This window comes from Paracoccus litorisediminis (genome assembly GCF_009711205.1).
Lineage (GTDB): Bacteria > Pseudomonadota > Alphaproteobacteria > Rhodobacterales > Rhodobacteraceae > Paracoccus > Paracoccus litorisediminis.
On record NZ_WMIG01000037.1, the window covers coordinates 1 to 20,130 of the forward strand.

The 20,130-nt window shown below is 61.8% G+C and carries 25 protein-coding genes; 6 read left to right on the forward strand and 19 right to left on the reverse strand.

What is annotated here, in order from left to right:
- The first annotated feature begins 694 nt into the window (after positions 1 to 694).
- The gene (locus GL300_RS25035; protein WP_155042400.1) at positions 695 to 1,417 is read left to right on the forward strand and encodes a hypothetical protein; all 723 of its coding nucleotides are present in this window, start codon (positions 695 to 697) and stop codon (positions 1,415 to 1,417) included.
- A 523-nt stretch (positions 1,418 to 1,940) separates the two neighbouring features.
- Here the strand turns inward: GL300_RS25035 and GL300_RS25040 are convergent.
- Complete coding sequence (locus GL300_RS25040; RefSeq protein WP_155042401.1) at positions 1,941 to 2,123, reverse strand: excalibur calcium-binding domain-containing protein; 183 nt, start codon at positions 2,121 to 2,123, stop codon at positions 1,941 to 1,943.
- A 305-nt stretch (positions 2,124 to 2,428) separates the two neighbouring features.
- Here GL300_RS25040 and GL300_RS25045 point away from each other — a divergent pair, with 305 nt between their 5' ends.
- Entirely contained in the window at positions 2,429 to 2,635 is a 207-nt protein-coding gene (locus GL300_RS25045; protein WP_155042402.1) for a cold-shock protein, read from the forward strand.
- A 280-nt stretch (positions 2,636 to 2,915) separates the two neighbouring features.
- Here GL300_RS25045 and GL300_RS25050 read toward each other — a convergent pair whose 3' ends face one another.
- The 18 genes from GL300_RS25050 to GL300_RS25135 form a co-directional block, all read right to left on the reverse strand.
- Entirely contained in the window at positions 2,916 to 4,913 is a 1,998-nt protein-coding gene (locus GL300_RS25050) for a type IV secretory system conjugative DNA transfer family protein (protein WP_155042403.1), read from the reverse strand.
- The gene (locus tag GL300_RS25055) at positions 4,910 to 5,545 is read right to left on the reverse strand and encodes a hypothetical protein (protein WP_155042404.1); all 636 of its coding nucleotides are present in this window, start codon (positions 5,543 to 5,545) and stop codon (positions 4,910 to 4,912) included. Before GL300_RS25055 ends, GL300_RS25050 begins: the two co-directional genes overlap by 4 nt.
- Before the next feature lie 73 nt (positions 5,546 to 5,618).
- Entirely contained in the window at positions 5,619 to 5,777 is a 159-nt protein-coding gene (locus GL300_RS25060) for a hypothetical protein (protein WP_155042405.1), read from the reverse strand.
- Positions 5,774 to 6,781, reverse strand: a complete 1,008-nt coding sequence (locus GL300_RS25065) for an ATPase, T2SS/T4P/T4SS family (RefSeq protein WP_155042406.1) — start codon at positions 6,779 to 6,781, stop codon at positions 5,774 to 5,776. Before GL300_RS25065 ends, GL300_RS25060 begins: the two co-directional genes overlap by 4 nt.
- The gene (locus GL300_RS25070; protein WP_155042407.1) at positions 6,781 to 8,112 is read right to left on the reverse strand and encodes a TraB/TrbI/VirB10 family type IV secretion system protein; all 1,332 of its coding nucleotides are present in this window, start codon (positions 8,110 to 8,112) and stop codon (positions 6,781 to 6,783) included. Before GL300_RS25070 ends, GL300_RS25065 begins: the two co-directional genes overlap by 1 nt.
- A gap of 3 nt (positions 8,113 to 8,115) precedes the next feature.
- On the reverse strand, positions 8,116 to 8,832 hold the full coding sequence (locus GL300_RS25075) for a TrbG/VirB9 family P-type conjugative transfer protein (RefSeq protein WP_155042408.1): 717 nt from the start codon (positions 8,830 to 8,832) through the stop codon (positions 8,116 to 8,118).
- Complete coding sequence (locus GL300_RS25080) at positions 8,825 to 9,502, reverse strand: VirB8 family type IV secretion system protein (RefSeq protein ID WP_170297808.1); 678 nt, start codon at positions 9,500 to 9,502, stop codon at positions 8,825 to 8,827. The genes GL300_RS25075 and GL300_RS25080 overlap by 8 nt, the downstream gene beginning before the upstream one ends.
- A 40-nt stretch (positions 9,503 to 9,542) precedes the next feature.
- Positions 9,543 to 10,571: a TrbL/VirB6 family protein gene (locus tag GL300_RS25085; RefSeq protein ID WP_155042410.1), complete on the reverse strand. Its 1,029-nt coding sequence runs from the start codon at positions 10,569 to 10,571 to the stop codon at positions 9,543 to 9,545.
- Positions 10,571 to 11,104: a hypothetical protein gene (locus GL300_RS25090; RefSeq protein ID WP_155042411.1), complete on the reverse strand. Its 534-nt coding sequence runs from the start codon at positions 11,102 to 11,104 to the stop codon at positions 10,571 to 10,573. The genes GL300_RS25085 and GL300_RS25090 overlap by 1 nt, the downstream gene beginning before the upstream one ends.
- Before the next feature lie 41 nt (positions 11,105 to 11,145).
- A complete protein-coding gene (locus tag GL300_RS25095) occupies positions 11,146 to 11,940 on the reverse strand; it encodes a type IV secretion system protein (RefSeq protein ID WP_155042412.1) in 795 nt (264 codons plus the stop codon).
- On the reverse strand, positions 11,937 to 13,067 hold the full coding sequence (locus GL300_RS25100; protein ID WP_170297809.1) for a lytic transglycosylase domain-containing protein: 1,131 nt from the start codon (positions 13,065 to 13,067) through the stop codon (positions 11,937 to 11,939). Before GL300_RS25100 ends, GL300_RS25095 begins: the two co-directional genes overlap by 4 nt.
- 4 nt (positions 13,068 to 13,071) lie before the next feature.
- The gene (locus GL300_RS25105) at positions 13,072 to 13,224 is read right to left on the reverse strand and encodes a hypothetical protein (RefSeq protein ID WP_155042414.1); all 153 of its coding nucleotides are present in this window, start codon (positions 13,222 to 13,224) and stop codon (positions 13,072 to 13,074) included.
- Complete coding sequence (locus GL300_RS25110) at positions 13,217 to 15,571, reverse strand: VirB4 family type IV secretion system protein (RefSeq protein WP_155042415.1); 2,355 nt, start codon at positions 15,569 to 15,571, stop codon at positions 13,217 to 13,219. The genes GL300_RS25105 and GL300_RS25110 overlap by 8 nt, the downstream gene beginning before the upstream one ends.
- The gene (locus tag GL300_RS25115; RefSeq protein WP_155042416.1) at positions 15,564 to 15,851 is read right to left on the reverse strand and encodes a VirB3 family type IV secretion system protein; all 288 of its coding nucleotides are present in this window, start codon (positions 15,849 to 15,851) and stop codon (positions 15,564 to 15,566) included. Before GL300_RS25115 ends, GL300_RS25110 begins: the two co-directional genes overlap by 8 nt.
- A gap of 3 nt (positions 15,852 to 15,854) precedes the next feature.
- On the reverse strand, positions 15,855 to 16,178 hold the full coding sequence (locus GL300_RS25120) for a TrbC/VirB2 family protein (RefSeq protein ID WP_155042417.1): 324 nt from the start codon (positions 16,176 to 16,178) through the stop codon (positions 15,855 to 15,857).
- 13 nt (positions 16,179 to 16,191) lie between these two features.
- Entirely contained in the window at positions 16,192 to 16,782 is a 591-nt protein-coding gene (locus GL300_RS25125; RefSeq protein WP_343043220.1) for a lytic transglycosylase domain-containing protein, read from the reverse strand.
- 97 nt (positions 16,783 to 16,879) lie between these two features.
- A complete protein-coding gene (locus GL300_RS25130) occupies positions 16,880 to 17,254 on the reverse strand; it encodes a hypothetical protein (protein WP_155042418.1) in 375 nt (124 codons plus the stop codon).
- 252 nt (positions 17,255 to 17,506) lie between these two features.
- Positions 17,507 to 17,740, reverse strand: a complete 234-nt coding sequence (locus tag GL300_RS25135) for a hypothetical protein (RefSeq protein ID WP_155042419.1) — start codon at positions 17,738 to 17,740, stop codon at positions 17,507 to 17,509.
- A gap of 134 nt (positions 17,741 to 17,874) precedes the next feature.
- On the opposite strand from GL300_RS25135, the gene GL300_RS25140 reads away from it, so the two are divergent.
- The 4 genes from GL300_RS25140 (at position 17,875) to GL300_RS25155 (ending at position 19,878) form a co-directional block, all read left to right on the forward strand.
- Complete coding sequence (locus GL300_RS25140) at positions 17,875 to 18,240, forward strand: autoinducer binding domain-containing protein (RefSeq protein ID WP_170297810.1); 366 nt, start codon at positions 17,875 to 17,877, stop codon at positions 18,238 to 18,240.
- 10 nt (positions 18,241 to 18,250) lie between these two features.
- Positions 18,251 to 18,499, forward strand: a complete 249-nt coding sequence (locus tag GL300_RS25145) for a helix-turn-helix domain-containing protein (RefSeq protein ID WP_155042421.1) — start codon at positions 18,251 to 18,253, stop codon at positions 18,497 to 18,499.
- A gap of 544 nt (positions 18,500 to 19,043) precedes the next feature.
- Positions 19,044 to 19,235, forward strand: a complete 192-nt coding sequence (locus GL300_RS25150; RefSeq protein WP_155042422.1) for a hypothetical protein — start codon at positions 19,044 to 19,046, stop codon at positions 19,233 to 19,235.
- A gap of 52 nt (positions 19,236 to 19,287) precedes the next feature.
- On the forward strand, positions 19,288 to 19,878 hold the full coding sequence (locus tag GL300_RS25155) for a hypothetical protein (RefSeq protein WP_155042423.1): 591 nt from the start codon (positions 19,288 to 19,290) through the stop codon (positions 19,876 to 19,878).
- Positions 19,879 to 20,130 lie beyond the last annotated feature (252 nt).

Sequence of the window (20,130 nt, forward strand, 5' to 3'; positions counted from 1 at the left end):
CTGATCACCACCGAAGCCATGATCGCCGAAAAGCCCGAGCCCAAAGCGGCCGGCGGCGGCATGCCCGACATGGGCGGCATGGGCGGCATGATGTAATCATCCGCTCGTCGCAAGACAGCGAAGGCCGCCCCCTCGGGGCGGCCTTTTTGCAATGAGGGCTGTAGCGTTCGCAAACGGCCCATTCCTCCTGCACCGGCAGCCTCTGCTCTGCAGATCGTTGCGGTAGGTCCGAGTGACTGACCTGGAGAGGCGACACGGCGGCGGTAACGTACCAACTGGCTGCTTTGGGCCGGGAAACGATTATGCCCTGCATTGCCTACGACGGCTTTATACCGGCAGTGTGGCACTACCGCCTAAGAGGGGCTATTCGCCGATCAGCCCCGTCTAAATGCTCTCATCGTCGCCGTCGGACCTCAGGGCGTCAGCGATCTGATGATGGACCGTATTTTCGAAGTACGCCACCAGTTCCGCGTGCAAAGAGCTGTTCGCGTTTCTCCAGCTTGGCGCGGATGTCTTCAGATCGATTCATGTCGTTCCCCATTCCTCCAACCGGACCTGCCGCGTGCCGCTGGCCGGGTCAATGACCGAGCACCTATCCAGCGCGATACGCCTGACAGGATCTTGTGTCCGTCGCGATTGTTCCCTTCTCGCGGAACGGATGGTCTCGCTCAGTGCTCTGTGGCAGCATGCAGCCATGATCGAATTTCGCACGCTCGCCGATGACCATCCTGACCTCTGGCATTCGCCGCTTCTGCGAGGCGCGCTCCTGACACTTCAGTTCGCGCGAGAGCATGGCTCAATCGGCCTGACCAAGACCATGGCTTTCAAGCGCGTCTTCGTCCATTGGGCCGTCGAGCATTTCGATTGGCCCGGGAAGTCCGCCGAGGAGATGTTCCGGCACCAGAAGGTCATCAACGAATATGAGTTTCCTCCGCTCGAGCTCCTGCATTTTCTCCTGATTTCGCTGCGGCTGGGGCGTCACTACAAGGGTGAGTTTCGGATGACCAAGCGTGGGGCCGAGCTGGTAGATAGCCCGGGCCGCCTGTTTGCCGACTTGATCCCATACTTCGTGCTGCAAATCGATCACGCGTCCTACGCACGCTTCGACGACCGTCCTGTCGGCACCTGGGATATCTGGATGAACGTGATCAACATGGAAGCGGACCACGGCACGACCGAAGCCGCGCTGTTCGAAACCTTCTATGGCGAGGCCCATGACTGGCACACTGCAGGCTGGCGAGAGATGGGCGCGTTTTCGTCATGTGTCCTGAGACCGCTCGCATGGGCGGGGCTGATCAGCGAGATACGCGAAGGCGATCTCGGGAGCCGGGTCTGCCACGTCTTCAAGACCCCGCTCTGGCGCAGCGCAATCCATCTTGAAACGGACGTCCAGCTTTCTCCGATTTGCGTTCAATAGGCACGTCTTTCCGCTAGGCGAGCCGGGTCTCAGGATCGCGGAATGCAACATCGCTCCGCGGGCGCGGGAGGCAGTCATTCCATTCCCGAAAACAGGCCTACGCCCCCTTGATACCCTTTTCGTTTCCCGCAAGCTGTAACCTAGGCAATGGATTTTCGCCCGCTGGTCGGCTGGGCGGGTCAGTCTTACGGGGCAGGACACTGCTTGTTGTATGAATGACCGTTTCGGTGAAGCTGCGTACGGCACCAGGGGGCGCACCCGATGACCGCAATGGGCCGGATGGACGTAGGGCGTTGCAGGTAGATCCCAATCAAACCCAGGAGTGCATTAGGCAGGACTGAGTTCATGGACAGCAGGTTACTCGACGCGAGCCTTCGCTGGCGCGGTAAATATTTCCGCTCATTCGCGATCCCGTCAGGATGTCTGCGATCAAAGTGCCACATTGATTTATGTAGAAGGCTTCGTCCAACCGCGCAGGCGCGGAAGCATTAACGGCAATCGCGGTCAGCAACGGGGAAACGCGTCAGTGGCGCAGAGATTCGCAAGCGATGCCGTCGTTGTCGCGGTCGAGCCAGTATTCGCCGCGTTTGAGCGCCGCTTGGGCTTCTTCCCAAGTACTGTAGTCGGAGCAGCGAGTGGGATTCCGGGCCTCGGCCACAGTGACGGTCGAGGCGATGAGGACGACGGCAAGGGTCAGGTGTTTCATGATAGTCTCAATTAATTCTGCCTTTCCCTTAACACTCGTCCCGGCGAGATACGTCATGGCCTTTCGGTCAGGTCGTATCTGGTGCGGCCAATGCAACCGCAGATTTTTTTGGTGCAGCCCGACGCCCCGGCTCAGTGCAGTCCGCTCCGTCTATAGTAGCAAGTCGACCATCGGGCGTTGCCACCGCGCCACAGCACTCGCAGGGGGCGGCGTCGCAGAGGCGATCAGGTTGAAAAGCCGTTTGTCGCACTGATTGTTTTGTGCGAACGAAATGGCAGTGTTATCGAAAATAGCAGGATACGAACATGGCTACGGGCGTTGTAAAGTGGTTCAATAACGACAAAGGGTACGGATTCATTCAATCCGACGCGGGAGGCCCGGACGTCTTTGTTCATATCTCTGCGGTTGAGCGCGCCGGTATTCGTAGCCTGCCCGATGGGCAGAAAGTCTCCTTTGAAGTTGAACGCGGCCGGAACGGCAAGGATAGCGCCGTCAATCTGGCGCTCATCTGACGGGAAGTTGCCGTATAGTCGTCGGGGCGGGTTCCTGCCCGCCCTCGCGTCGCCAGTATTTCGGCGTCCCGACAAGGGCAGAAACGTGCGCAGCGAATAAGGCGCGCCGAAGTAATACCATGCGTGACCAATCTTTCGCTAATATGGCGGCAGCATTGTCTTGACAGGGTGTGAACATTGGTCGCGCCCCGGATTGCGCCAAAAGCGGAATGCAGCCGCGATGGGCTCAAGCGGCGCGATCACCTCCCATGAAAATTCGGGGATGCGTCGCATCGCCGGATCAGCCGCCGATCTTCCGCAGCAGCTTTTCCTCGATCCCCTGCATGATCGCGAGGGCGCGAGCTTCCTGCGGCCTCAACGCCCGCAGCATCTCCTCGGCACCCAATGTGGGGTGCTCCTCACGGAACTCCTGCAGGACGGTTTGGGCCGTTGCGACTTCGCCTGGTTCAGGTGCTGGGGCTTGTGGGACGGCGGTTGCCGCCGCCGCGCCATCCGGCCTCGCTGCTGTGCCCCCAACAGATTCGACGCTCGGATAGGTGAGCGGCCCACGGCCCTCGATGCGCCGCGTCAGGTCCTCGACGGTTTCGCGCAAACGCCGCAGGCCTTCGCCGTCGCGCGAGGGATAGGGCAGGGATCCCTTCTGCGCCGCCATCAACCCCTTAAAATAGGGATCTTCATAATAGACGATGCGCTCGGCGATGATCGGATGCTGACGCTCGGGGATCAGGATAACCTTGTCGCGATCGAGCTTTTTCAGCTCATCCGGGGTCATCAATGGCCGTTCTTCGTTGCGCCGCGAAATCGAGCGGCGCAGCAAACCCGAGCCATCGCGTGAGAGACTATCGCTGATTGCGAGCTTGGTGGTCTTGCCGAGACCGTCTGAGACCTCTTCGGCGGTCTTCTTCTCGTTCGGGGCGAGATAGAGCTTGATGCCGGCCGCGGATTCGATGCCCAGGCGTTCATTCTCGGAATAGGGCGTCGATTCCAGACCGGGGATCGATTGGGTAATGATCGAGACCCGTCCGCCATGGCCGGCCAGCTGTTTCAGGGATTGGACAATAATCGGCATCGGCCCAAGCTGGTCGAATTCATCGAGCATGATTTTCACCGGCCAGGGTTCCTGGACCGGATCGGGCATGCTGGCGCGAAGCGTGGCGATGAGCTCGCCGAAGAACAGCCGGATCAGTGGGGCCAATGTCTTGATGGCATCGGCATTGACCACCAGATAGACCGCCATCGGCAAGCGACGCAGATCGGCGAAGGAAAAGTCATTGCCGCTGGTGGCGCGGTCGACGGCGGGGTTGTTCCACAGCGACAGCCCGGCCCCACTCAGCACCGAGGCATGCGAGCTGAGCGTGCGGTCGGAATAGCCGGCGAATTTGCGGAAGGTCTGGGCGGCGGAGACATGTTTCACCTCCTCGGCATGGGCGGCATAGGCGCTCGAAGTGGCCCCCTGACCGAAGAGAATGCGGCTGATCTCGCCGATGGTCGGGCGACCGCGTTCGATGGCTAGGAGGCCTGCTGCAATGAAGAGATCGCGGCCCTCGGTCAGAAAATCGCCGGCGCTGCCCTTGTCCGAGACGGTGAGGAAGTAATCCGCGATCTTGGCAAGCTCGGTATAGCATTCATCGGCATGGCGGATGCGGGCGACGCGCTCGAGCGGGTTATAGCGATGCGAGGGATGATCAAAATCGAAGGGCGAGAAATAGAAGATCGCATCGCCCTGGGCCTGGCGATGGCGCGAGGTCGCTTCAAAAAGCTCGCCCTTGACGTCGAGCACCACCATCGAGCCGGGAAACAGCAGCAGGTTCGGGATGGCATAGCCGACACCCTTGCCGGCCCGGGTCGGGGCGACGACGAGGCAATGCGGGAATTTGTCGTAATCCGCCGCGATCAGCGCCTTGCTGGTCTTCGGTTTGCCGAGTTTGCCGAAGACCAGGCCGCGGCCAACGGGCTGCAGGAGGCCATTGCGACGGATCTCGGCCTTGCTCTGGAAATGCGCCTGGCCATATTCGGTGAGTTTTTGGCCAAATGACATGATCAGCGCAAAACCTGTGAGCAATGCCGCGCCGATCAGACCGAGGCGATAGCCCGAGGCCCAGGGCTCCTTCCACATCTCCGGCCAACCTGGAAACTGCCGGATGAGGGTAAACATATCACCATTCAGCGCATTGCCCCCGCTTTGCAATTGCACCCAGACCCCGCCAGCCATCAATCCGAGGATCAAACCGAGACCAGCAGCCACCGGTAGAATGATCAGCAATCGTGCTACGCTCATCTCTCGCGATCCCCGGGCTTGTCTCGCTCCTCCCGGTGGAGGTCAGCCTGATCAGGTGGCTGGTGCCGCAGCCCGACATAGCCTTCGAATGTCATGCGATAGTCCTGTGGGATCATCCTGTCCCAGATCTCCGAGACCTGAGCGGCGGCCTCGTCTGACGCTGCGGCCAGCCGCCCGGCATCGCGGGTCAGGGCAGCGATCTCGGTGCGCCCCGAACTGCGAGTGTCAGGATCATCGGCATAGGCGTAATGCCAATCGGCCCGCGCCATTCGTTTCTCGAGAATCTCGACGGCGAGCTTTTCCGGCGCAACCGGCGAGCGCGGCCCATCTGCCTGCATCAATCTCTCGGCCGCAAGGCTTGGTCGCTCACCGGGCAGATGCAGGCGAGACGGATCGGAAAGCTGGCCCTGCATGTCGCTAGTTGTCGAACGGGCGGCAGGTAAAGCCTCGTCGTCCCTCTGGTGACCTGGCATCATGATCGCCGGCATCGACCCGGCGACGTTATCCAGCATACGGCGGGTCTCAGCTGCTTCGGCAGCACGCGCGATGATTTCTGCCCGGAGAGGCTCGCTGGCCGCCGGTGCCAGATAGTCGCGAAGTCGCTGCAAGAGGTTTGGCCGGGTCTGCGTCATGTTATTCCACCTCAGGCGGGGATGCGGTGAATGTGAAGCGAAGGCGACCGTTGCAAAAACGGCCGCCCGGCGCTCAATAGCCAAGCCAGGCGAAGAGCTCAGCGGTCACGGTGAATTTCTCAGCGAGATCCTGGCGGACCTCTTCCGGATCATGGCCATGGGCGCGGATCAGGCGCTCGGCCTCGGGCTCGGAAAGTTCGGGATGATCGGCGGCGAATTCCCAGCTGGTCATGCGTCATCTCGGTGATCGTCATCGAGCCCCGGAAACCACAGTTCCAGAATGCCGCGGTTGTGGCCGATACGGCCGGCCTGGATCACCAGATCGATCGAGCCGGAGAGATAGCGCAGCACCTCGGTAAAACTCAGACGGGTACCCGTTTCCAGGACGAGAAGCGCCAGTTTGTCAAAGGCCTTGCGGGCGGTTTCGGCATGGAGCGTGGTGAAGGAACCGCCATGGCCAGAATTGATCGCGCCGAGATAGGTGACGGCTTCGCGCCCGCGCAATTCGCCGAGGATGATCCGGTCGGGGCGCAGGCGCAGCGTCGCCTGCAAGAGCTTTTCGGGCGAGCGCGACGAGGCGTCATCGCGGCTGGCGACCAGGCTGACATGATTGGGCTGCCCCGGCATCAGTTCCGGCGCGTCTTCGATCAAGACCAGACGCTCTTCCGGCGGGATCATCCATTGCAAGCGACGGGCAAGTTCGGTCTTGCCGGTTGAGGTGCCACCGGAGACTAGGATGTTGAGTTTCTCCGAGACGGCTGCCCGCAGAAAGGCATCGGGATCCCCGTCAGCTTGGATCAGCGCGCGAATGGATCGGATCTTCTCCCGCCTGGCGGCCTCGGATGAGGTTTCCGGGGGCCGCAGGAAAGTAAATCGCTTCGGCTCGTCACGCGGGCCGCGGGATCGGAACAGGCGCAAGGCCAACACCGCGCCATGGGCCGATGCCGGTGGCAGCACAGCCTGGGCGCGCAAGGTGACGCCGCGAAACCGGACGGTGGCCGAGACCATCGGCAATTGTTCGGTCAGCGGCTGGCGCACCTCATTGGCGATTTGGCAGGCGAGGTCACTGACCGCAGCGGGGGCCAGGGTCAGATCCACGACCTCTGCCATATGGGCGCTACCGCTGCGCTCGATCCAGACCCGACCATCGGCATTGATCGAGAGCTCGATGGCCTCTGGATCCTCGATCAGCGGCGCGAGCGGTTGCAGATAATGTTCGAGAAAACCAGCCGCCATCAGAAGAGCTCCAGATCGGTGTTCACCCGCACGATCACCACTTGACCCTGATCGAGGGTGATGGTCGGCGGGCGGCTCAGATAACCGGCCATCACACCGCTGACCGCAGTGGAGGCTCCTTGGCCGATGCCGGAATAGAGCTCCGTAAGGGCGGAATCGTCATCCCGATCATCGCCGTCGCTGGCGGCGGCCTCAAGAATGCCGGGCAGCGCCCCGATCACCGAGACCATGGCGGCGGCGCCAAAGCGGCTGATTGTATGGTTTCTGACCTTGCCGCTGAGGCCGGAACGGCCGACCCGATTGCTGCCATAGCCTTCCAGCCGGACGGTCAGGCCATCGGCGCGGATCAGGCGGTCCCAGGCGATCATCACCCGGCGCTGGCCTTGGGTGATCTCGCTGGAATAGCGGCCATAGAGCTTGGCGCCGCGCGGAATCAGCACCTGGCTCATATCCATCGACCACACATCCTGGCTGACATTGGCCACGACATTGCCGGGCAGGCTGGTCTCCACCGAGGTCTCGAGCGTCGCCTCGATCATCGTGCCCTGGACGATGGTATGGCCGGGATGGGCAATGTGCTCGGCCTTGGTCACCTCGGCACGTGCGGCCCCCGCGCGCAGGAAGTCGGGCTCTCCGGCATTGGTCGATCCAACGCTTCCTGGCTCCATGCCGGTGGCGGAACCCTGGCCATGTGCCGCTGCGTTGCCGCCGGCGCGGAAGGCGACCATCGGCGAATTGATCTGGCGTTGACGCTGCTCGGCGGCCTCCTGACGGCGGCGTTCGAGATCGGCAAGGCGCTGCGCTTCGGCTTCGGCGGCGGCCTGATCGGGCAGACCCAGTTGCGCGGCATTCAGCAATTCTTCCTCAAGCCGGCGGCGTTCTGCTTCCGCCGCGCTGAGCGCCTGCTCCTGCTCGGCAGCCTTGGCTTTCTCAACCTCCAACTCGGCCTGAAGATGCTCTACCGCCGCCTTGTTTTCGAGCTCGAGACCGGCGAGACGCGCGCGCAATTCTTCGAGCGCCGGATCCGGTGCCACGGCCGGTGCGGGTGCAGTCTTCTCGGCAGAGGGTCGCAAAACCTCGGGCTGCGACCTCGTCACTGTGAAGCCCGCGAGGCCGGGATCCTGCTGGAATTCGGTGACGCTGGAGGTGGGCAGGCTCTCAACTTCTGCCTTGTTCTCAGTGCGCGGCATCATTGCCCAAGCGCCTATGGCCGTGCCGATGACGAGCGTTACTGCTGGACCCAAATAGGGCCGGAGATTGCGTGTTGTTCGGGGCGGAGCTTTCAGCCGGGCCAGTCGGGCCGCGACCTTGTCATCCTGTTCCTCGGCCATGGCTCACTCCTCCCGGCCGGTGACGCAGATATGGTCGTCGCCATAGCGCAGCACCCAGCGCTCCGAGCGCGCCGAGGCGGTGATGATCTCGCCCTTGGTGTTGCTGTTGACGGAATATTCGCGACCCTTGCCGTCAACGCGAAACAGCGACGGCATCGGCGCACCAGGCGGAATCTGGAAATAGGTCTTCTGGCCATCGTCCGAGACCCCGATGGGGGCAAAATCCGCGCCCGAGCTGCCCTGCGAGACTGCGTAGCGCATTTTCTTCGGTGGTGCGGTCGGCAGCGGACGCACGTTTGGGGTGGAGCGGCTGTTGCGGCTTTCACCGGGGGAATTGAACTTCACCGACCAGTTCGGCACCGCCCGGCTTTCCGAGACCTGCAGGAAATAAAACCGGCGATTGGTCTCGACGGTGACATTGGTCGAGGCCCCCTCGATCACCGGTTTGATGGTGAAAACATTGGCACCCTCGAGCTTGTCGATCTGGAAGCTCTCGAGATCACCGGCTGCGACCGAACGGATCTCCTCGCCCTGGCCGAGCTCGATCAGGGTGATGTTCCGGATCCGGGTCGAGACATGATAGACCTGTCCCTCGACGAAACTGGCATAGGTCACCCGGGCATCGCGCGATCCGGCTTTCGGTCGCACTTCCGCCGTAGCGGTGAGGGGCAGGGCGGTCAGAAACACCAGGGCCGCCGCGCTGTGGAAAAACCTATTCATCCTTCTGGGCCTCCAGAGAATCCGAGCTGACGCGATAGCCGGTGACGACGAAGCCGAACGGGTTCTGCCAGACCAGTTCGAGCGCACTTTCCTGCGTCGGCTGGAAACGGTAGCTGACCGTGGCGGTGAAATTCCCCAGCCGCTCGGGTTGGTTCGGTCGGGACAGGGTTTTCACGAAACGCACCTGGGCCGTGCTGTCATTGACCTGGTTGATCGAAAGGACTTCGAGCTTTACCCGTCCGGCCTCGCCATAAAGCGTGGGCGGGTAATTCGGGTTTTTGCCGTCCCAGAGGGTCTGCAATGAGGTCTGCGCCTCGCCGGTCGATTGCCGCCAGGTGCGCAACATCCGGGCCTCGTTGTCATTTGGATCGTAGGTCTCGCGGTCGAGCACATAGCCGTAGAGCAGGCTTTGCGTGACCGCATCGGCATGTTCCATCGTTGCGCGTTCGACTTCGACGGCGCGACTGGCGATGCCGGTGTCGCGATCGACAATGGTGAGATAGGCTTGGGTCTGTTTGAGCGGCAGCAGGGCCAGCGTGGTCGCAAGGCCAAGCATGCCGCAAGCCATGCCGCCAACCGCCACGAGCCAGGCCAGCTTTTCCCGGCGAGTCGGCTCGATCAGGAGCTGTCTGGCGAGCAGCTTTCTCTCTTCAGACAAGGCGTCTGTCATGGATCTCTCCCGAGATGATGGGGGGCTGGACCTGGCGCGTCTAGTTTCGGCGCATGAGGTCGAGAGCCGCGAGTTTCTGGCGCAGCGCCATGCCGGCCTCGCGGGCCGAGCGCTGATGCGGAGTGGATTTGCCATCAGAAGTGCCCGAGGGCAGGCCGGACAGCCCGGCGAGATATTGCTTGGGATGGGCGAGTCCATGGGCGCCCATGGCATTGGCCCCGACCTGACTTGGTCGCTGCAGCGAGGACCCGGCGAGGCGCATGGCTTCGGGGGCAATGGAAGCGAGGTTCATCTGGCCGGTAATGTGATTGGCGGCTTCCGGGATTTTCATCAGGGCGAAGATCCCGACAAAAACCACGACCATGAAGCCAAGGATGCTACCGAGGTTTTGGACATCCGCTTGCTCACGAAACTGAGTCTCCGCCATGGCAACTACGGCGGATATCACCGCCGAGGCCGCGATCGGATACATCAGGTAGGAAACGAAGGAGGAGAGCCAGGCCTCGAACAGCGGCTTGGTGCGATTGAAGATGGTGAAGATCATCGCCAGCGGTGCCACGCCGAGCAGGAAGGCGATCATGATCTTGGCAAAACCGACAACCAGCACATAGACCGCCATCAGCACAGCAAGGATGAGGAAGAATAGCGCACCCAAGACACCACGGGTGATCGAGCCCATGCTCTTCATCACCCCATCAGCCGAGTCCCCCATGTCACTGGCAAATCCGTCCATCGCGGCGTTAATGTCGCCAGTAGCATCGGCAATGCTGAAGAAACCAAGAGCCAGGTTGCCGCTGGCCGAGGTCAGCGCGTCATAGAAGCTGCCGAAGTTCGCCCAAGAAAAGGCGAACATATAGACGAGCAGGATTCGGGTCGCGATTTGCACGGAATCCCGCGCACTCATCCGGTAAATGCCGAGCGCCATGTTCATGCCGATAAGTAGCAGAAGCAGGGTGACGAGCACGGTCCAGAGCGGGCCGACCGCGGCTGCGGTGCTTTCAAAAAAGCGCTCGCCGGTGGAATGCACACTGGCATCCAAGGTTGCGAGAATATCCGTGACAGTGCCCATCAGAACTTACCGCCGCACATCGCCTCGACTTGATCGCGCAGACCTCTGGCACGGGTGATATATTCACGGCCCACCACGCGACGGTTCCATGCAATACCGTCGCGGGCCGCCACCTGGCTTTCGATCTGCGCGACATCCGAGAAAGGCGCAACCTTGCCAGCGCAGGTGCAATCACGCGTTGCCAGAACCCGGCGCATTTGCGCATAGGAGTATATCATCCTTCGCGCATAGGCGTCGAATGACGGCCCGGTGAAAGCCTCCGATGTTACATCGGGGACCCGCTCGCAGCTGCTATATGGCACGTTCTCGGTCAGTGCGTTTTGCACATCCAAAGCCTCTGATTGCCGTGAGAGGCGAAGAAAATCCTGCTCAAGTCCCTCGGCCTGGTCATTCAGCTCGCGTTCCGGCGTCGGCTCATCCGCCACGCGATCCAGCACGGCGAAGGGGTTTTCTGTGGGCGTCTCGCTGCTCGGCGCCGAAGCCTCGCCCGTTGCCCGCCAGGCGGGAAAGGCGATGACGGCCGTCAGGGTCAAAGCGAGGGCAGCGCCTCCGATCATGATGGGACGGCGCATGCTCAGTTCTCCAGTTTGATGCTCAGGTATTTTTCTTCATCGGCGGCGGTGGCGGCATCGATGATTCCGGCCTCGCCCATGCCCACGGTCTGGACCGCCTGCATGGCCCAGACATTGGCGAGCGCGATGCCCAGTTCAGCGGTGACGCGGGTATTGAGATCGATGGCCTGTTTGAGGTTTTCCGTGTCCTCGATCTTGCCAACCAAACCATCGATGCGGGTCAGGCTGTCGCGGGCGCCTTGCGACGAGGATTCCGCCGCTACCGACAGGAAGGCATTCACATTGGCCGCAGTTCCGATCCGCGCGGCTGGCGCATCCTCGCTCTCGGCGAGCTGATCGACCCTCGCGCGTTCAACGCCAGCCGAGGCGAATGCCTTGTCGACATGGGAGGACACCGTGCCGCCGCCCAGCGTGCTGCCCTCGGAGAGCACAGAGGACCAATTGCCGGATTTCGCGGCATCGAGCGAGGCGGTCAGATCGCTGAAGCCGGGCATGATCTCCTTGAGGAAGCTCTCCTTGTCAAAGCCGAGCTCGGCCAGAGAAAGACCATCCTTCAGCGCCGCGATCTGGCTGTGCAGGAGCTGAATCTGTTCGATCAGTTTCAGGGTCTGGGCGTCGAGCTTTACATTCTGCGCCACCTGTTCCTTCAGCTGCAGTTTTGCCTCGGAGATCATCTCCTGGAGCCGGACAATGCTGGTGACATCGATCGTCGGCACGCCCTGGGCGGTGATCGCGACCGGCAGCAAGGTCAGCAGGGAGGCGGCCAGAATGCGGTGCATTGCCTTGCCAAAGCTCATGGCGCCAACCTCACTTGCAGATAGGTCTCGTCCTCGGCATAGGCCTGCAAAAGCAGGGCATGGCGCGCCGCCTCCACCTTGCGCTGGGTTGCCTGCAGCCGGGTCAGGATCGCGGCCATGCGGGTGACTTCGGCCCGGGCATAGGTATTGAGGTCCATCGCCTCCTTGACCGAGGCGGTCGCCCCGATGCGGGCGGTGATCGCCTGGAGCCGGGTTGCCGCGGCCTGCATGCCGGTCATCGAACGGCTGGCGTAATGCAATCCGGCATCGGCGATATTCGAGCTCTCGGCGATGACCATGTCCTTGGGATCGAGGGTGGCGAGATCATCGGCGCCGCTGATCCGTCCGGCATAGAGTTGGTAATGCGCCCGGATGCGGCGGACGTAGTTTTGCGTCTCGGCATAAGGCGGAATGCCATTGTACTTCTGTACCGCGCCGGGCCCGGCATTATAGGCGGCCAGCGCCAGCTCCATCGAGCCGAACTTGCTCAATTGCTGCAACAGATAACGGGCGCCGCCATCGAGCTGCAGGCGCGGATCATCGTAATAGGCCGGATAGATACCGAGGCCCTGCGCGGTGCCCGGAATGATCTGGGTCAGGCCGAAGGCGGCTTTTGGGCTTTTCGCGCCGATGCTGAAATTCGATTCCTGCTTCACCAACCCTTGAAACCAGCAGCGGAACTCCACCGCATTGATCCCGGCCTTGGCCAGAGCCGGATGGTTGCTATACCGCATTGCCGTCTCGGCAATCATACCCTCGATGGTGGCCGGCGCATCGCCAAAGAGCCGCTCGGCGTAGGGATTGTCATCCTCCACGGCATAGACCGCATCGGCGGCGAAGGGGGTGCCGCCCGGCTCACTCCCGTCTTCGAGATATGGGATGAAGGCGCTGGTGCCGGTCAGAAGACGCAGGGTCTGATCCAGCGCGGCGAGCTGGGCATCCTGCTCGTTCAGAAGCGCCGCGCGGCGGGAGTTTTCCTGGGTCTCGGCGGCGCGCTGCGCCAGATCCTGCTGTTTCTGTAACAACCATCCGGCGATCTGCTTGAGATCCACCGCGGGCACACCGGCAGCATGGGCGCCCGGGCCAGCGCCAAGGGGCAGGGCGGTGAGGGAAAGCGCGACTGCCATGGATCTAAACCTCCGGCACATCGCGGAACTCGCAATCGCCAGCAGCGTGTTCGAGGAGCGTCATGCCGGGCCAGCAATTGGTCTTGCGGATTGGTGCCTCAGTGGCGCAGCCGGCAAGGCCAAGCAGCAATGATCCAAGCAGAAAGCCTCTAAGCATGATCCATCCTCCAGAAAAACGGGCGGGTCTCAAAACCCTCGCCAAAGGCGCGCATGGCCGATTTGCCGCCGCTCAAGGCGGTCAGAAGCGGGCCCAGGGGCGAAAGATCGACATCGAGGAGTGTGGAGCCGGTCGGGCCATTCCACAGGGCGCGTCGTGGCCCATATTGGCCTTCGAGAACAAAGCCGAGCTGGTTTTCCGTCAGGTTGAGCCCGTCATATTGGCTGGGGGTGGCCTGGCCATTCGGGAAGATCAGCCGATGCGGCAGGCCCTCGAGAATGGTCTTGGCCCTGCTGGCCTCGATCTGGCTCGGGAATTGCGTCATCAGCACCATGGTCACCGCGAGCTTGCGCATGGTGACCGCCCATTTCGGCATGCGCGCGGCGAAGAAGGCATCATCAAGCGCGGCATGGGCCTCATCGATGATCAGGAGCGTCGGCACCCGGTCTTCGAACATCAGCTCCAGCCGGCGGAAGATATAGCTCAGGATCGCCGTGCGCTCGCTCGCGTGTTCGAGGATCTCGGTCATGTCGAGGCCGACGACATTGCTGCGCCGGAAATCGACGACCGGCTGATCCGTTGCCCCGAACACCCAATTATAACGCCCCTCGGGCCCCCATTCCGCGACCCGCATGGCAAGCTCGCGCCCGTCCTGGACATCGCCGACCAGGCTCTCGAAATGTTGGAAGCTGCGCAGTGCTTCGGGTGCCGCGGCGATCCGGCGTATAGCTGATTTGAGTGCTGCTGATTGGATCGGCGAGAGTGTCCCGCGGCGCTCGATCAATGCCGAAAGCCAATCCATCAACCAGGCCTCGCCGCGGGAGCCGGTCTCGGTCAGCAGCGGATTGAGTCCAGTGGGCTGTCCGGCGCGGATCCGGGCATAGGCTCCGCCCAAAGCCGCCACCAGACTTTTCAGTCCCTCATCCTTGTCGAAAATGATGATCCGGGGCCGCACCCGCAGGGCCTGGGCGGCAAGAAAGGCGACCGTGGTGGTCTTGCCGGAATCTGATGGTCCGAGCACCAGCGTGTGGCCCAAGGGCGGCTCGGCTTCCGGCCGCCCCGGTCCCTGGAAGCTGAAGCGATGCGGCGCGCCGGACACGCTTTGAAACACGGTGATCGGCGTGCGCCAGTGCAAAGCCTCGGCCGGACTGCCGGCATCGCTCATATGCAGCGAGGCCATATCGGCGAAGGTCGTGGTTGCGACCGTCATGCCCCAGCATTGGTAATCCATATTGCCGGGATGGCTGGCAAAGAAGCTGGCCTCGAGACTATGGGTGCAGCGGGTGAGTTTCACCCGGACGCGTTCGGCCATGCCCTTGATCTTCGAGATGCGGTGGTCGAGCGCCTCTCGGCTATCGGCGAAGACGGTAATGGTCAGCTGATGCAGGCCGACGCTCTTGCCGCCGCTTTCGACCTCATCAGCGGTCTCGATCAGCTGCTGCTGGATGGTGGTGGCGAGATCATCGGCGGCCCGCATTTGCTCGACGCGCAGACGCACCCGTCCGGCGATCTTTTCCGCAGCAATCGGGGTAAAGCTGTGGCAGATCACCGTATCGAGGGGGGAATCGAGCGCATCGAGTATGCCCGGCCAGGTTTCCTGGCTATAGCGCTTCACCGCCAGCATTGCCGCGTGGCGCGGCCCGCCAATACCTTCGTCGAAGATGATCTCGTCACGATAGAAGGTGGCGCTCGAAGCTACGGCATCCTCGGCAATCAGGCTCATCTCGCCGCGCCAGGCCGGGGCGAGAAGCCCGGTGCTGATCGCGGTGTAAAAACCGATCAGGCTGCCATCGCTGATCTTGAGGCGGCGAGTGATGACATGGGGCAAGCCGTTTTCCAGCACCTCGACCAGCTCGCGCAGATCATGCTGGCGGGCGTCGGTATCCGCTTCCAGAAGCTTTGCTGCCGCCTTGCCGAAAAGTGGGATGCGCAATGGCGCGGGCAGCGACGAAACCACCGTCAGCACCACCACGAAATCATGGAGATCCTGCGCCTCGAGATGGTTGCGCCAGGCGCGGTCGAGATCACCGGCGAAACCCTCGCCAGGAATGGGGGTGAGCCCGAGAACGGACTGGCGGTGCAGGCGATGGATATAGAAGCTGAAACGCTCGTCGAGCCCGTCGATCATCGCGGCCAGGGCACGGCGCAATTCATGAATATCATGCGGTGCGGCGGTCATGCCGTCGAGGCCGGCAATCTCGAGCGAGATCATCAGCCCGTTCTGTCGGGTCCTGACAATCTCGTCATCCAACTCGATGAGATAGGGCAGGTGGGTGAAGAAGCCCGGATCACGCGGCAGCAGGGCCTGCGCTCTGGAACCCGCTCGATTGTGCCTTGTCCTAGACATAGCGTCGGCCCTTTCTCCGGGTGCGGTTCAGGGTCGGCGGGGTCTTTTGCAGGATGACCCGCAGCACCTGGGCGCCATTGGGATTGGCGGCACTGGCAATGCGGGCGAGCCCGTACCAGACCGGCCCGAGGGCGAGGAAACTGAGCGACAGGAATGGGTGCTGGGATGTCCACATGAAGGGCAGCACGGTGATCCCGGCCACCGCCAGCATATAGGGCATCGGCAGACCCCAGAGCTTCGCCTGACGCGTCAGCCCGAGAATGACCGGGGTGCGTTCCATGGCTCAGAGGAAACTGTTGAGATTGCTGACCAGCGTCGAGGCCGGCATGGCAATGATGGCGCCGATGATGATGTAGAGCAGCCAGGCCCAGGGCGCGCGATTGAGCGCCGCCATGATGCCGACGATGACAAAGGCGGTGGAGAAGAACCAGACCACCGGATTGCCCATGATCCAGGTCGTCCAATTATTGCCCAGCGTATTGGCCTTGGTGAAATCGATGCCCTGATTGGCCTGGGCGAATGCAGCAGAGGCAAGACCTGCCAGCGGCAACGACAGGACAAGCGGGATCGCCCGGCGAAGTTGCCGGAGAGCAGGGGTGGGGAGCATGGGATGGATCCTTCTACTGGGTCGTGAGCAGGAGTCGGTGATGTTCGGAAAGCACCCGGATCACATAGTCTCGGGTCTCAGCGTAGGGCGGCACGCCACCGTATTTTTGCACGGCCTTTGGTCCGGCATTATAGGCGGCCAGGGCCAGCATCGGGCTGCGAAATGCCTGCAGTTGCGCGAGCAGATAGCGGGCACCGCCATCGAGATTTTGCATCGGATCTGAGGCATCGACCCCCAGCATGACGGCGGTGCCCGGCATCAGCTGGGTGAGGCCAAGCGCGCCTTTGGGACTGCGTGCCTTCGGGTTGAAACGGGATTCCTGCCAGATCATGGCACGAAACAGCGCCTGCCATTCCTGTGGCGACAGATCGGCGGCGCGCAGGGCAGGGTGATGCTGGTAGCGCGCGGCCACCTGATCGATCCCGGGCATGCGTGTCGAGGATGTTCGTGAAGGGGCCGATGTTGCGTCGGTGTTTAAGGCCGCGCGGACCACCTCGTCCTCCGTCTCGGAGAATGGATCGGCACGCCTGGCCGGCGCGGGCAGGAGGCGCTTTCCCGCCGCGTCATAGCGCAATACTGAAGGCGCGGTGCCGGTCTCTGTCACCAATGCCGTTCGACCAAAGCGGATCACATCGGCCTGAACGGGCGGGGCGCCACCCAACAGCGCCAATGGCAGTAGGGCAAAAAGGACGACGGTGGGTTTACTCGGCTTTGCTGTCGATAATGACGGCCTGTCCTGCCACCATGGGCGCGGCCGGGATGGTGTAGCCCAGCTCCTTGCACATGGTGAACACCGTACTGAGGGTGCGGATTTCCCGGAAAACCAGATCGGCCTGGGGGGCAGATCCTGATGCGGAGGCTTGGCGTGTCCGCCGCGTGCGCTGGGTAATGAGGGCTGCCCAACGCGATCGCTCTTTCGGCTCGATCGCCAAAACATACCAGATGCCATGGTAATGCGGGCCGCGCAGCTCCGGCACCTCATGGCAATAGATGCAGAGTAGCCAACCGTCTTCCAGAAGCCGTTTGAGTCCGTCGACCGTGACCACATTCGGGGGCTCTTTTCTCAGATCAATCACGGCCCGCGTCTCCATAGCATGGCCACGCGGCACCTTACGAATGCCAGCGTGTCAAATTTGCAAACCTCGGTCAACATGCAAATTTAACACGCGCCGAGCATTTCTCTGAGAGCTTGTTTAAACGCTGGGCAGATGTCTTCCAAGGCCGAAGCAAGCTTCGGCCTTGGCCTGTTTGCGGGGATAAATTTATGACTTCCTTGCGAAGTCCTGCTGCACCCTATGCCGGCGGCGATTCTGGTCCTGCGGCTTTTCTCAGGAGGCGCGAGGCGTGTCGCGTTCCGCCGGGCGTTTTTCCATGGAGCCGATGAACATGCGGACGCCTTCCTCAGTGACCGCCCAAATCCCGAAATCACGCAGCTCGAGCGTCACCGGTTGTTCTGCATGATCGACCATCATCGACAGCATCTGCACCATTCCGGCATCGAGTTTGGCGGAGGCCCGAAGGGGGTTTTCGCTCAGAGCGGCCGTGGGGCTGCGCATCTTCATGAAGTCTCCTGCTCAGATTCGTCTTTCGGCAGAACATAGCCGATCCCGCGCAAGAGGCCACCTACCTGTCTTTTTAGACAGGCTGATTGGCTATAACTTGCCGGCACAAGAACAAGAACAGCGAGGCCACCCGCGTGCTAGAAACCGTCCTTCCCGACCATGATCAGCAGCTCCATGAGCTCGAAGCGCTTGCCCCTTCTGGGTTTTTCCTCGGTCTCGGCTTCAAGCTTGGCAAACCGCATGTCACCATCAACCGATTCCCCGAAGCCTGGGTCACGCGCTGGGAACAGGACATCTTCATCAGTCATGACCCGGTCGGGCTCTGGATCGTCGGGCAGGCCAAGGAGAACGCCGCCAGGTGGTCGGAGATATCCATCCCAGACGAGTTCGGTGTTCTCGAGGAAGCCCGCAAATACGGGCTGCGTTACGGTGCCTCCTTTGTGACGAAGATGGCGGCGTCGCTCCTGCCTGTCGGCCGCCCGCCCGGATCGCGAATATAGCGATTCCGAGATGAACCTCCTTGCCGGCAAGCTCAATCTCCTCGCCCATCTTTATTCCCAGAACTCCGTCGAGTTGACAGGCAAGGAGATTGAGGCGCTCCGCCAGATGCGCGTCGGCCACACCCATGCGGAGGCGGGTGATGCATTGGGGATCAGCGTCTCCGCCCTGAAGCTGCGGCTGTCCAGTGCGCAAAAGAAGCTCGGTTGCCGCAATGTCACCGCCACCGTGGTGCGCGCCGTCGAGGAGGATCTGATCTAGCTGATTTCGCGGGGGCAACGCCGGCCATGAGCGCAAAAGCTGACGGGATCATCGGGCATAGCAGCCTAAAGAATCCACATTTTCTGTGGGTGGATCTGTGGATAATTTAATAATTCCCTGCCCTGTCGGGCAGATCCACGCTGCCTGAATTTCCGGCAGGATGCGAGGGCGGGAGGACAGAATGCTGTCTGGCCTGCCCCCGTTTTGGAATGATGATCCTATCCATGCCCCCTATCGAGATAGAGGACGCGGACGCCGCGATGGGTTTTTGCTCTGCGCAATCTGGGGCTGCTCTCAGTCAGTGTTCTAGCGCGTGAACTCACCGGGGAGGCCATGGGATCATAGTCTCTGCCGTGAAGCGGCGGCTGTTCAGTGCCCAGCTGAAGTTCGGTTGCCGCAATGTGCCGTCGCCGTGCTGCGCCCTGTTGAAGAGGACCTGATCTGGCTGATTAGCCAGCCCAATTCGCCAGTATGACGGTTGGGGCTTTCTTTTCGGGCAGCCAGGGGCAAAAAGTCCCTAGACAGCAAGAAAGGGACCTACACCATGGCCACCAAAAACCTCGACCAGCGACGTATTGCCCAGCCGGTCCAGGGACTTGCCGGCTCGGATGGTCAGGTCTGGCTCTATTCCTGGAATACCGGCGAGCTCTCCGTTCTCGAACTTCCGGTCGGTATGGCCTTCGATCCACGGGCTGATCTGCCGACTGTCGCGGCAGTTGATCTGACCTTGGGTTGATCTCGCTCAAGTAGCTTTGTACATATTTGCAAGTCAGTCATGGATTGCAAATATGTCGAACCCTGCCCAACAGAGACTGATATCGCATCGCGCAACGGCTCTTGCGGCGGCTCTGGCGGCAATTGCGCTGAGCACTGTCCCCGCCAAAGCCTATCCCATCGACTGCGCCATCCTGCTTTGCCTCGCCGGGGGCTTTCCGGCTTCCAGCGAATGCATGGCGGCCAAGGCTGAGATGATCCGTCGGGTGACGCCTTGGCCGATCGAGCCGCCTTTGCAACTCTGGCGCTGCCCGATGGGAAGCCCTTTCTCCGGTCCATCCGGATCCGGACCACAGATCCTGCCGCCGGAAGTGGTGGCGGTGCGTGACGGCATCGAGATTTATCACATCATTTATGGTCAGCGCCGGCATGACGGGACCACCGAAGTCAGCGATCGCTCGCGCCTGGGCCGTTATGACGGAAGCGGCGCCTTCACCTGGGTCCAGACCCGGATGCGGGAGGCCCCGGACTGGGTGTTTTCGGCCAGCGGGATGCCCAGGAATGCTGTTCTGGTCGAGCTCGGCTCGGTCCGGCTCTGGCGCGGCTTGCTGCTGCGCTGGCGCGACCATCAGGGCAATTTTTCGGAGGAATGGATTCGCTACTGATCGAAAAACGCCAAATCAACGTGAAAAAATAAAAACCCCCGCGCGGGGACCGCACGAGGGGATTTGTCAGGTAACGCAGGTCTAGACCCCCTGCATCGCCAATACTTGAACATTGGCATAATCGCCTGCTTCTCCCATGGATTCAAGAGCAAAGCCGCAGTTTCTGCGTACGGATCCGGCTTGCCTGCGGCCCTGTGCCTCGAAAACGAAGAGCAGAAGATCATGAACCCCACGACCCAAAAGATGCACCCG